Origin of the sequence: Vibrio ichthyoenteri ATCC 700023 (assembly GCF_000222605.1) — a bacterium.
Taxonomy (GTDB): Bacteria; Pseudomonadota; Gammaproteobacteria; order Enterobacterales; family Vibrionaceae; genus Vibrio; species Vibrio ichthyoenteri.
In genome coordinates, this window is sequence record NZ_AFWF01000222.1 from 1 (window position 1) to 12,826 (window position 12,826).

A 12,826-nucleotide genomic window follows, 5' to 3' on the forward strand; every position below is an offset into this window, starting at 1 on the left:
GAACCGTAACAGAGCTTGATCGTAGTTCAGGTAACTTCGCGGCAGATTGACGAACTTGGGGGGTTAAGTTAATACGCGGCTTATTAACGCTGACTGTATCGCCTAACCACCACGATAGCGGTAAATTGACGAGATCACGCTTAGTGTGTGCGAAGTATCCAGCCACCTTATGCCACGCGTTGCTCTCAACGCCACTATGACTGGTTTTGACGGTGAGTAACGGCGGCTCAAATCGTATGATTGCTTGCGATTGGGTGGCAGAAAGCATTGCTATGACAACGAAAACCATCGCAGGTAGTATTCGATACATACCTCAATCCTTATGTTTTTCGTGGCGAACAGCGAAGTAAAAATGGTTACTTTATCGGCACATTTGAAGTTCAAAAAGCGTAATGATGCTGTCATTTGCCCTATAAAATGTCTAGAATTGAGCCAACGAGGTTTATCTCGATTCGGCACAAATCAATATATCGAGTGTATATGTCTGTATTACAAGTATTAACATTCCCAGATGATCGCCTTCGCACAGTGGCAAAACCTGTCGAAGCGGTCACCCCTGAAATTCAAAAAATCGTCGATGACATGATTGAAACCATGTATGACGAAGAAGGCATTGGCCTTGCAGCGACACAAGTTGACGTCCACCAGCGTATTGTCGTGATCGACATTTCTGAGACACGCGACGAGCCAATGGTTCTTATCAACCCTGAAATCATCGAAAAACGCGGTGAAGACGGCATTGAAGAAGGTTGTCTTTCTGTACCTGGTGCTCGCGCCCTTGTGCCTCGCGCAGCAGAAGTTACCGTTAAAGCACTGAATCGTGACGGCGAGGAGTTCTCGTTTGAAGCAGATGACCTATTGGCAATCTGTGTTCAACATGAACTTGATCACCTACAAGGCAAGCTATTTGTTGACTACTTATCGCCACTAAAGCGTAAGCGCATTCAAGACAAACTGGCTAAGATCAAACGTTTTAACGAGAAACAATAAATTCAAAAGGAAGGTACCTTGAGCAAACCTTTACGTATTGTATTTGCTGGTACTCCGGATTTCGCCGCCCTTCATTTGGCGGCGTTGTTGTCTTCGGAGCACGAAGTTATTGCAGCATACACCAACCCCGACCGCCCAGCGGGTCGTGGTAAAAAACTGACCGCCAGCGCGGTGAAGAATGTTGCACTTGAACACAACATTCCGGTTTATCAACCTGAAAACTTCAAATCAGATGAAGCGAAACAACAGCTAGCCGATCTGAATGCTGACATCATGGTTGTGGTTGCTTACGGCTTATTGCTACCGCAAGTGGTGCTTGATACACCAAAACTCGGTTGTATTAACGTACACGGTTCAATTCTGCCACGTTGGCGTGGTGCCGCGCCGATCCAGCGTTCAATTTGGGCGGGCGATGCCGAAACTGGCGTGACTATTATGCAGATGGATATCGGTCTTGATACTGGTGACATGCTAAAAGTGGCGACGCTACCGATTGAAGCAACAGACACCAGTACTTCAATGTACGCAAAATTGGCCGAACTTGGCCCGGTGGCGCTAGTTGAATGCTTAAACGACATCGCAGCTGGTACTGCTGTGGCAGTAAAGCAAGACGATGAATTGGCGAACTACGCCAAAAAACTCAGCAAAGAAGAAGCGCGTATTGAATGGAATGACGACGCAGCGCACATCGAGCGTTGTGTACGTGCTTTCAACCCATGGCCAATGAGCCACTTTGAAGTTGCGGAAAACAGCATCAAAGTATGGCAAAGCCGTGTTGCAGATCAAAGTTGTGATCAGCCTGCTGGGACTATTATCCAAGCAGATAAAACTGGTATCTATGTTGCCACTGGTAACGGCGTGCTGGTATTGGAACAACTGCAAGTTCCAGGCAAGAAAGCCATGTCAGTTCAAGACATCTTGAACTCACGTGCCGCTTGGTTTGAAGTGGGTAGCCAGCTGAATTAATCAGTGGCGCACTAATAACATAGTGCACTCGCTTCACCATGACAAACACGTAATCGCAGTCGCATGACTGTCAGTACATTTTAGGGGACAGAGATGTCCCCATCTAATTTAAGGTATTCACCATGAATGTTCGCGCTGCTGCTGCCAACGTCCTATTCCAAGTGGTAGACAAAGGTCACTCACTATCACACGCACTTCCTGCGGCTCAAAAAACCATTCGCCCACGCGACCACGCACTGCTTCAAGAGATCTGTTACGGCGCGTTGCGCTATTTACCGCGTCTTGAATCTATTGCTAATGAGCTAATGGAGAACCCGTTAAAAGGTAAAAAGCGTGTGTTCCACCACTTGATCTTGGTGGGCATTTATCAGCTGAGCTTCATGCGTATTCCTTCACACGCAGCGGTTGCCGAAACGGTAGAAGGCACGGAAACACTCCGTGGCCCAAGCCTACGCGGTCTAATTAACGCGGTATTACGTAACTACCTACGTAACCAAGAAGAACTTGATGCAATTGCCGTTAGCCACAACGCAGGTAAATACGGTCACCCAAGTTGGTTACTAAAACTGCTGCAAGAACACTACCCACAACAGTGGGAAAACATCGTTGAAGCGAACAACAGCAAAGCGCCAATGTGGCTGCGCGTCAACCGCCAGCACCACACGCGTGATGAGTACGTAGCACTGATGCAACAAGCTGAGATCGGTTGTAGCGTACATGCTTACGCTGCAGACGCTATCAAGCTAGATTCCCCTTGCGATGTCACTCTGCTGCCGGGTTTTGATAAAGGTTGGGTATCAGTACAAGATGCAGCAGCGCAGCTTTCGGTTGATTACCTAACACCAAAAGATGGCGAGCTAATTCTAGATTGTTGTGCCGCGCCTGGTGGTAAAACCGCACATATTCTTGAGCACACCGTTGATACGGAAGTGGTTGCGATTGATAGTGATGCAACTCGTCTAAACCGCGTCTATGACAACCTTGAGCGTCTACAACTTCGCGCTGATGTCATTTGTGGTGATGCTCGCTACCCTCAAGAGTGGTGGCAAGGTGAGCAATTCGATCGCATCCTACTTGATGCACCATGTTCAGCAACCGGCGTAATCCGTCGTCACCCTGACATCAAATGGCTACGTCGTGCTAACGATATTGAAGCGCTAGCGGCACTGCAAAGTGAAATCCTAGACGCAATGTGGCAACAGCTAAAAGTTGGCGGCACACTGGTCTACGCAACGTGTTCTATCACACCGCAAGAGAACAAAGATCAGGTCAAAGCCTTCCTTGCTCGTACTGCCAATGCAGAGCTGCAAGGTTCTGATATCGAAAACCCAGGCCGTCAAATTCTGCCGGGTGAAGAAGATATGGATGGCTTCTACTACGCAGTGATGACTAAGCGCGCATAACACGCCATCACGCGGAGTAATGAAAGTGAAGCTTGCACTTTGCCAGCTTCACTATTATTTTCAATGCATTGAAAAAAGCTCTATACCGAACATGTCTGGCAAACAGCATTTATACGCCACATATTTGCCGGTATATCAGCAGTAAAATGAGATAAGAATATGAAAATCATCATTCTTGGTGCAGGTCAGGTTGGCGGCACACTAGCTGAAAACCTTGTTGGCGAAAACAACGACATCACCATCGTCGATAAAGACAGCGATCGCCTGCGCGAGCTACAAGATAAATATGATTTACGGGTAATCAATGGTCACGCAAGCCATCCGGATGTACTCAGAGAAGCAGGGGCGCAAGATGCCGACATGCTGGTCGCGGTCACCAATACCGACGAAACCAACATGGCAGCCTGCCAAGTCGCGTTCTCTTTATTTAATACTCCTAACCGCATCGCCCGCATACGCTCTCCTCAATACCTCGCTGAAAAAGAAGCTTTATTCCAATCTGGTGCCGTGCCAGTCGATCACCTTATCGCCCCAGAAGAATTGGTCACCAGCTACATTGAACGCTTAATTCAATACCCTGGAGCACTGCAGGTGGTGAGTTTTGCCGAACAGAAAGTCAGCCTAGTGGCGGTCAAAGCCTATTACGGTGGCCCACTGGTGGGTAATGCCCTTTCTGCTTTGCGTGAACACATGCCGCACATTGATACCCGTGTGGCGGCGATTTTCCGCCAAGGCCGTCCAATCCGCCCGCAAGGCACGACCATTATTGAAGCCGATGACGAAGTCTTTTTCGTTGCCGCCAGTAACCACATTCGCTCGGTGATGAGTGAACTACAACGCCTAGAAAAACCTTACCGCCGCATCATGATTGTTGGTGGTGGTAACATTGGTGCGAGCTTGGCAAGACGCTTAGAGCAAAACTACAGCGTGAAATTGATTGAGCGCAGTTATCAACGTGCTGAACGCCTATCTGAAGAGCTTGAAAATACCATCGTATTCTGTGGCGACGCCGCTGACCAAGAATTGTTGGCTGAAGAAAACATCGACCAAGTTGATGTGTTCATCGCTCTCACCAACGAAGACGAAACCAATATCATGTCAGCCATGCTGGCCAAACGTATGGGCGCCAAAAAAGTAATGGTACTGATCCAACGTGGTGCCTACGTGGATTTGGTGCAAGGTGGCGCGATTGATGTCGCGATTTCGCCGCAACAAGCCACCATTTCAGCCTTATTAACCCACGTGCGTCGCGCTGATATCGTTAACGTATCTTCTCTGCGTCGTGGTGCAGCAGAAGCCATCGAAGCCATTGCCCACGGTGATGAAACCACCTCAAAAGTCGTGGGTCGCGCGATTGGCGAAATTCGCTTACCGTCAGGCACCACCATTGGTGCAATTGTGCGTGGTGATGAAGTATTGATCGCTCATGACCGCACCGTGATCGAGCAGGATGATCACGTGGTAATGTTCTTAGTGGATAAGAAGTACGTTCCGGATGTAGAAGCACTCTTCCAGCCGAGCCCGTTTTTCCTCTAAGGCATGATGTAACATGGTTAACTTTCGTCCCGTACTGTTCGTAATAGGGTTAGTGCTGTCTAAACTCGCCCTATTCATGTACGTACCCACACTTGTGGCATTCTTTTCTGGCACCTCGGGTTTTATTGAGTTTGGTCAGTCGTTATTAATCACCCATGTCGCCGCTTTCTTTTGTTTATCCGTAGGCCGAACCGCCAACTTTAAACTCAGTGTGCGTGATATGTTCCTTATCACCAGTCTAGTGTGGACCATTGCCAGTGCCTTCGCGGCACTGCCATTTGTCTTTATCAACCACATCAGCTTTACCGACGCTTACTTTGAAACCATGTCTGGTATCACCACAACCGGATCAACGGTTCTGAGTGGACTCGACAATATGGCGCCAAGTATCTTGCTGTGGCGCTCAATATTGCAATGGCTCGGCGGTATTGGTTTTATCGTGATGGCGGTCGCGGTGCTACCAATGCTTAACGTTGGTGGTATGAAGTTGTTCCAAACGGAATCATCCGATTGGTCAGACAAAAGTAGCCCACGCGCCAAAACCGTCGCGAAGAACATCGTTCTGGTTTACCTGATCCTCACCGGTCTATGCATGATTGGTTTCTTGCTCTCTGGCATGACAATGTTTGAGGCCATTAACCATTCCTTTACCACGCTATCAACCGGGGGATACTCAACCTCGGATGGTTCAATGAATCACTTCTCACACAGCGCTCATTGGAATGCGACGCTGTTTATGTTTTTAGGTGGCTTACCTTTCCTACTGTTTGTTTCTGCATTAACTAAGCGCCATCCAAGTATTTTACTCAAGGATGCGCAGGTTCGCGGCTTTACCTACCTGTTCTTAGGCAGCAGTCTGATCGTCAGCGCTTGGTTGGTAATCCACAACGATTATGCGGTATTAGATGCGTTACGCGTGTCGATGTTCAACATTGTTTCAGTGGTAACCACAACCGGCTTTGGTTTGGAAGATTTCACGGCTTGGGGCGCATTACCAACCACAATCTTCGCATTCTTATTAATGGTCGGAGCTTGTTCGGGCTCGACTTCGGGCGGGATTAAAATATTCCGTATCCAGATCGCCATGACCTTGCTACACAAGCAGATGATGAAATTGGTACATCCATCAGGGGTGTTTGTTCAGCGCTATAACCAGCGCCCGGTGAACGACGACATCGTGCGCTCCGTGGTGGCCTTCTGTCTGGTCTACTTCCTGACAATTATCTTTGTTGCGGGTTGCTTAAGCTCACTTGGCCTTGACCCAACCACCAGTATTTCTGGTGCGGTGACGGCCGTCGCTAACGTCGGCCCTGGTATGGGGGCACATATCGGCCCAACCGGTAACTTTGCTTCACTGCCTGATACGGCGAAATGGATATTGAGTTTCGGTATGTTGATGGGAAGGCTAGAAATATTAACCATCTTGGTGCTGTTCTTCCCAGCCTTCTGGCGTCGTTAAACCGGCGTCACGTAGTAATAAATCGCTAAGAAATGACAGGCGCATCCTGCCAATACAAAGCCATGCCAAATGGCATGATTGTAAGGGATGCGCTTGGCGACATAGAAGATCACCCCCAGCGAATAAATCACCCCTCCTGCGCCGAGCAAAATCAAACCACCCAACTGTACATGCAGGGCCAATTGGTAAATGACCACCAATGATAGCCACCCCATCAATAAGTACGTCACCAATGACAAACGCTTAAAACGATAAACAAACGCAACTTTCATGATGATGCCAATCAGGGCGATTCCCCAAATCACCACCATCAAACCAATCGCTAAAGGTGTGCGTAAACTGACCAATAAAAACGGCGTATAGCTACCTGCAATCAACAGATAAATCGCGCAGTGGTCGAAGGTTTTTAATCCGCGCTTGGCACTCGGTGAAGAAATGGCGTGATACAGCGTTGAAGCAAGAAACAGCACGATAATACTGGCACCATAAACACTAAAACTAGCGATGGTCAGACTATCAGCATGGTAGGCATGAGCTTTAAGCAACAATAAGATTAAGCCAATGATGCCCAGCACCATTCCAATGGCATGGGTGATGGTATTGGCGATCTCTTCTTTGACACTGTACGCCGTGCTGCTGTTTCCAGACATAATAATCTACTCAGGTGTATGAACATTTCAACCTGAGTATGTCACATTTAGCTTACACGTGTAAGCTCAAATTATAATCCGTGGTCTTAACAGGTCGATTCGAGATAATCGAGTACCTGTTGACCGGCGTCGCTCGGGTCTGCGTTGAGCGGAATGGTTAATTCACGCTTCAGTTGGCCAACACCCAATAAGCTGGCCAACATACCCTTGGCTCCTTCACGGTGACGATCAACTTCAAACCACAGTTTCAATTGCTCTTCACCGCGATGGGCAACAAGCTCCAACTCACGCCAACGGCCATGATAAGGCCCAGTCGTCGGCACAAACTCGAACTCTTGTACAAAGGGCAACTCAAAACCCTCCACCGCTTCACATTCTACTTGGCGAATTCGCATGCCTTGTGCCTCCAAAGCGCTAAGTACCCCATCAAGCAGCGGCTCAGGTCGAACCGTGACGATGTCGGTATCACTCGGATCTTTAGCCATCGATATATCCAAGCCGGTTTCAAGCCACACTTTTGAATCGCCAATAGTGACTGGAGTATTCCACGGCACATCCAGTTCAACTTCAAACTCACGAGCTTCGCCGGGGTGAATGGTAAAAGCGTAAGGCAAGCTCCATGTTGCAAGAGGATAGTTTTGTGGCATGCGGCGCATACGATGGGCAGTTTGCTGGTTTTTATTGTGATCAGCGGGCACTTCTTTGATATAGCGGCAGTAGAGTTTAAGATCAATATTATCAATCTCTTGCTCTGTCGCACCACCATAGACATGGATGGTGATATTGACCTTCTGCCCTGGATAAAGCACTTCTTGCTTAAGTACCGAATCTACCTGCGCGGAGCCAATACCAAAACTGGCTAGGGTCTTCTTAAAAAATGACATCTTAATCCTCCATGAAACGCATCATTCACACCGACAATCATTGGTACGTTAATAGTGCAAAAGCGTTCTCTCTTTATCTCTATAGACGATCGCACATAAATTGCCTGTTAACCAGTCACGCTTTGTCATAGCAAGATCTCGCTTGCATCACATATTGTTTAATTTAAGGCGTTAAATCATGCATTAAGCGCCAAAATTAGGTGACAGCGCTATCTTTTAAAGTGATTAGATATCGACCAATATATCGCTTGGTGCTAACCTATCTTTGATATGTTTTGCATATCATTAACCCTACTCGGGCATTTGGATTGGCGAGAGCCAGAAAGAGCCAAACTTCAGCAATGAAGCTCAACTCATGTCCCCGTAGGCCATTACATCGGCAATGGATATGCCTGACAGTTCGGTAAATAGATGCGCCCAACTACCGTCAGGTTTTCGCACACTAACCGTAGTGCAATGCGTCGTCGTAGTGGTTTTGCCGCTGCGCCTGTCGCGAAAAAACTTTCGCCTAGCATGACTCTTGTGGAGAAGAACACCATTTTGGCTCCTACTCCTACAGAGCATATCAAGGCGGCATAATTAAAAAGCGCAGATCTCTGCGCTTTTTTCTTTGTCGTATCAACATCGCCACTTACGCTAATCTACTTACCATTATCACGCCAAAATCTTCACTATCATGTGTTAATCATGATTGCTATTTCCCACCCGCATTTGTTACCTTTATCGACAAATCATTATAATTATTGTGGAGAAAGTTGATGAATTGCCATCGAATTGAAGAGCTGCTCGAGCTTCTAGGCCCTGAGTGGCAAAAAGACCAAGAAATGAACATGCTGCAGTTCTTGGTTAAGCTAGCAAAAGAAGCCGGTTACCAAGGTCCACTTGAAGATCTGACGGACGACGTACTTATCTACCATCTTAAAATGCGCAACAGCAGCAAAGATGAAATGATCCCAGGTCTGAAAAAAGACCAGGAAGATGACTTTAAAACCGCCATCCTTCGTGCTCGCGGCATCATTAAGTAATCCAATCAAACACCGTAAGGCAGCTCAGGCTGCCTTTTTTATTACCCAGAGATCGACCTACGCCCGATTCCAGATAAATAACCACCGCAATTATTGTTAAAAGTTAATGTTGTCAAAGAAATAGAATTGTTATTAATTGTATACTTTCACACCTAAACTAAAAATACAGTCTACCGAGCAAGATCAGAAGTACTCAGGGCTTAATCAACGACCTGTATCCTCATTTTATTGAGCCTGACTTCACCTACAACCAGAGTGCGATCAAAAGAAATTGCACCTACATCGCCCAAAAGGAAGCGCAATGAGTCAGGATAAAATTGACATTAAAGATGTGACGCCCAAAACGTTTAATCCCAAAACCCATAAAACCCAAGGCGATCGCTTTAATCCCAGTAACCGCATTTACGTTCGCGAAAGTAAAGGCACCTACCAGTTGCTACGTCGCTATGGCGGATGGTTTTTATTACTGCTGTTTGCCCTAATCCCATGGATTCCTTTTGCTGAACGCCAAGCCATTCTGCTCGATATTGGCAATCAACAATTCAACTTCTTTGGCACCACGCTTTATCCGCAAGATCTGACTCTACTCGCAACCTTGCTGGTGATCGCCGCCTTTGGTCTGTTTTTTATCACCACCTTTTTGGGTCGAGTCTGGTGCGGCTACTTATGCCCGCAAACGGTATGGACGTTTATCTATATCTGGTTTGAAGAAAAACTGGAAGGCAATGCCAATAAGCGCCGCAAACAAGATTCAGGCAAACTGACTCGCTCCCTCATCATCCGAAAGACCCTTAAACACCTAGCTTGGTTTGCTATTGCCCTCGCCACCGGTTTTACTTTTACCGGCTACTTCGTACCAATCCGTGAGCTAGTCGTCGACTTCTTTACCTTCAATGCCAGTTTTTGGCCAGTGTTCTGGGTGATGTTTTTTGCCATTTGTACCTATGGCAATGCTGGTTGGATGCGTTCGATTATGTGTATTCACATGTGCCCGTATGCGCGCTTTCAATCGGCAATGTTTGATAAAGACACCTTTATCGTCGGCTACGATAGCCAGCGGGGAGAGAACCGCGGCCCTCGCTCACGCAAAACGGATCACAAAGCCTTAGGCTTGGGTGATTGCATTGACTGTAATTTATGTGTGCAGGTGTGCCCAACCGGTATTGATATTCGCGATGGCTTACAATATGAATGCATTAACTGTGGTGCTTGTATCGATGTTTGTGATCAAACCATGGATAAAATGGGCTATGAAAAAGGCTTAATCAGTTACACCACGGAACATCGACTGTCTGGCAAATCGACCAAAATAATGCGGCCTAAACTGCTGGGTTATGGGGCGGTATTACTGCTGATCACCGGCTTGTTCTTTGTCCAAATTGCCAGTGTGGACCCTGCGGGAATGAATGTTCTACGCGACCGAAGCCAGCTCTATCGAGAAAACAGCTCGGGTGAAATTGAAAATACCTATACCTTAAAAATCATCAATAAAACTCAGCAATCACAGCAATATAAACTGAGTGTAACGGGACTTGATGACGTATCTTGGTACGGAAAACAAAGCGTCACCGTCGCACCAGGAGAAGTGTTAACACTGCCAATGAGTTTGGGTATGCAAGCGGACAATCTCAGCTCTCCTGTTTCAACAATACAGTTTATACTGTCCGACAGTGAACAATTTACCATTTCGGTAGAAAGCAGATTTATCAAAAAATTATAAAGCTGCCCTCGCCCCTAATTTACGGTAAGGGCTCAGTAATGAGCCCTTTAATTTATGTCAGAAACCGCCTTTAACTTTGATGCGCTTACCCCAGATTTCATGTGGTATGCACTGGAAAGTATCGGGATTCGAGCTGAGTCGGGATTTTTACCGCTCAACAGTTATGAAAACCGCGTTTATCAGTTTACCGACGAAGAACGTCAACGTTATGTGGTGAAGTTCTACCGCCCAGAACGTTGGTCGAGTGAGCAAATTCAAGAAGAGCACAACTTTACTTTAGAGCTTATTGAATCAGACATTCCGGTTGCACCGCCATGTCGTATTGATGGCAAGACATTACACTTTTACCAAGGCTATTTATTTGCGCTATTTGCCAGCGTTGGTGGACGTCAATTTGAAGTGGATAATCTTGAGCAACTAGAAGGGGTTGGGCGATTTTTAGGTCGCATCCATAAAGTCGGGTCACGCACGCCATTTGTGCACCGTCCAACATTAAGCTTAGACGAATATCTCTATCAACCACGTCAATTGCTGCAGCAATCGACCTTCATCCCCATGCACCTTGAGAATGCCTTTTTTAGCGACCTTGATTTGCTGATCAGCCGCTTAGAAGAGCATTGGCAAACACCATCACAAATCATTCGCCTGCACGGGGATTGTCACCCGGGCAATATTCTATGGCGTGATGGGCCGATGTTTGTCGACCTGGATGATTCGCGTAACGGCCCTGCAATACAAGATTTATGGATGTTGCTTAACGGCGATCGTGCCGACAAAACTATGCAGCTTGATATTTTGCTTGAGGCTTACCAAGAATTTAGCGATTTCAATATGAATGAGTTGAAACTAATTGAGCCTTTGCGCGGTCTACGTATGGTGCATTATATGGCATGGTTGGCAAAAAGATGGCAGGATCCCGCCTTCCCAATTGCCTTTCCTTGGTTTGATGATCCAAAATATTGGGAAAGTCAGGTACTGGCATTTAAAGAACAAATTGCGGCGTTGAATGAAGCACCATTGACTCTAATGCCACAATGGTAACGCTCAAAAAATAATAAATAATATGGAGATAATAATGAAAAAGCTGTTTGCACTTGTAACCACTTTACTGCTGAGCCTTTCTGTTCACGCAGCGCCGTTTTCTGAAGGTGAGCACTACAAGGTTCTTGATCTTGAAGCATCAAAAAAACCAACGGTCACCGAGTTTTTCTCATTTTACTGCCCACACTGCAAAACTTTTGACCCAATCATTCGCCAACTAAAAGCGCAGTTGCCAGAAGGCGTTAAGCTCAACAAAGCGCACGTATCTCTGATGGGCGGCGCGATGGGTAAAGAGCTCAACAAAGCTTTCGCAACGATGGTGGTGCTTAAAGTTGAAGACAAAATGGCTCCAGTGATGTTTAACCGCATTCAAACCATGCGTAAAGCACCAAACAGTGCAGAAGAAGTGCGCCAAATCTTCCTTGATGAAGGCATCGATGCGAAAACATTTGATGCGGCATACAACGGCTTTACGGTTGACTCTATGGCACGCCGTTACGACAAACAATTTCAAGATGCTGGTTTAACTGGCGTTCCTGCGGTCGTCGTCAACAATAAGTACCTAGTTCAAGCACAATCAATTGAAAGTATTGACCAATACTTTGCGTTGGTTAATTACCTAGTGACACTAAAATAAGCGTCATTTAGAGCGACATTGAACTCATTTCTATAAGGGAGCGTTAGCTCCCTTTTTATTTAATCCAACCGATCTAGCCACTATTATTTTAATCATGACAACCTCATGATTAAAATATCAAACACCGCAGTCAATTGCGCCCCATTGATGATGCTGACAACATTCAACGCAGCTTAACATAACAACAATTTCTCTACTGCTTGTTGCATTTTTGTGTAAAAAGAGAACGAACGTAGCCGACAACATAAACAGTGGCAAAATAACAACCATACAAGCCATCAATAGCTCATCTGGCAAATAAATAACAACCGATAATGCATTATTGGAAAATAATAGATTCGCCAAGCCGAAAAAAAATAGTAAAATCCGCGCCGAATAAAACAACAATATGCAATTACACAACCCCATAAGCCGTTTGGAATATCGAGCAGATTGATCAAATTTGTTGCACTACACTCTTTTATTGATCACTTTTTTGTCCAAGCGAAGCCATGTCGGTTCGGTAAGTTGCGCGG

The 12,826-nt window shown here is 46.4% G+C and carries 13 protein-coding genes; 10 read left to right on the forward strand and 3 right to left on the reverse strand.

The features are described from left to right. On the reverse strand, nt 1–310 hold a 310-nt coding region (locus RH85_RS16025), incomplete at its 3' end, for a hypothetical protein (RefSeq protein WP_006713750.1). Between the two features lie 170 nt (nt 311–480). On the opposite strand from RH85_RS16025, the gene def reads away from it, so the two are divergent. The 5 genes from def (at nt 481) to RH85_RS16050 (ending at nt 6,354) form a co-directional block, all read left to right on the forward strand. After that, nucleotides 481–990: a peptide deformylase gene (gene def / locus RH85_RS16030; RefSeq protein WP_006713751.1), complete on the forward strand. Its 510-nt coding sequence runs from the start codon at nt 481–483 to the stop codon at nt 988–990. Between the two features lie 18 nt (nt 991–1,008). Further along, a complete protein-coding gene (gene fmt / locus RH85_RS16035) occupies nt 1,009–1,956 on the forward strand; it encodes a methionyl-tRNA formyltransferase (protein WP_006713752.1) in 948 nt (315 codons plus the stop codon). 122 nt (nt 1,957–2,078) lie between these two features. Continuing rightward, a complete protein-coding gene (gene rsmB, locus RH85_RS16040; protein WP_006713753.1) occupies nt 2,079–3,359 on the forward strand; it encodes a 16S rRNA (cytosine(967)-C(5))-methyltransferase RsmB in 1,281 nt (426 codons plus the stop codon). Nucleotides 3,360–3,518: 159 nt separating this feature from the next. Then, nucleotides 3,519–4,895, forward strand: coding sequence for a Trk system potassium transporter TrkA (gene trkA, locus RH85_RS16045; protein ID WP_005597349.1), 1,377 nt, complete (start codon nt 3,519–3,521; stop codon nt 4,893–4,895). A 13-nt stretch (nt 4,896–4,908) separates the two neighbouring features. Beyond that, on the forward strand, nt 4,909–6,354 hold the full coding sequence (locus tag RH85_RS16050; protein ID WP_006713754.1) for a TrkH family potassium uptake protein: 1,446 nt from the start codon (nt 4,909–4,911) through the stop codon (nt 6,352–6,354). Here RH85_RS16050 and trhA read toward each other — a convergent pair. Beyond that, the gene (gene trhA / locus RH85_RS16055; RefSeq protein ID WP_006713755.1) at nt 6,351–7,004 is read right to left on the reverse strand and encodes a PAQR family membrane homeostasis protein TrhA; all 654 of its coding nucleotides are present in this window, start codon (nt 7,002–7,004) and stop codon (nt 6,351–6,353) included. The two genes, RH85_RS16050 and trhA, sit on opposite strands and share 4 nt — an antisense overlap. An 86-nt stretch (nt 7,005–7,090) precedes the next feature. Further along, nucleotides 7,091–7,888: a sporulation protein gene (locus RH85_RS16060; RefSeq protein ID WP_006713756.1), complete on the reverse strand. Its 798-nt coding sequence runs from the start codon at nt 7,886–7,888 to the stop codon at nt 7,091–7,093. 411 nt (nt 7,889–8,299) lie between these two features. On the opposite strand from RH85_RS16060, the gene RH85_RS23190 reads away from it, so the two are divergent. The 5 genes from RH85_RS23190 (at nt 8,300) to RH85_RS16080 (ending at nt 12,311) form a co-directional block, all read left to right on the forward strand. Continuing rightward, complete coding sequence (locus tag RH85_RS23190; RefSeq protein ID WP_086027082.1) at nt 8,300–8,467, forward strand: hypothetical protein; 168 nt, start codon at nt 8,300–8,302, stop codon at nt 8,465–8,467. Between the two features lie 179 nt (nt 8,468–8,646). Continuing rightward, on the forward strand, nt 8,647–8,913 hold the full coding sequence (locus RH85_RS16065; RefSeq protein ID WP_006713757.1) for a YihD family protein: 267 nt from the start codon (nt 8,647–8,649) through the stop codon (nt 8,911–8,913). Between the two features lie 301 nt (nt 8,914–9,214). Further along, nucleotides 9,215–10,633: a cytochrome c oxidase accessory protein CcoG gene (gene ccoG, locus RH85_RS16070; protein WP_006713758.1), complete on the forward strand. Its 1,419-nt coding sequence runs from the start codon at nt 9,215–9,217 to the stop codon at nt 10,631–10,633. A 54-nt stretch (nt 10,634–10,687) separates the two neighbouring features. Further along, nucleotides 10,688–11,674, forward strand: a complete 987-nt coding sequence (locus tag RH85_RS16075) for a serine/threonine protein kinase (RefSeq protein WP_006713759.1) — start codon at nt 10,688–10,690, stop codon at nt 11,672–11,674. A gap of 34 nt (nt 11,675–11,708) precedes the next feature. Beyond that, nucleotides 11,709–12,311 carry a thiol:disulfide interchange protein DsbA/DsbL gene (locus tag RH85_RS16080; RefSeq protein ID WP_006713760.1) on the forward strand — a complete coding sequence of 201 codons (603 nt, stop codon included), beginning with the start codon at nt 11,709–11,711 and terminating at the stop codon, nt 12,309–12,311. Nucleotides 12,312–12,826 lie beyond the last annotated feature (515 nt).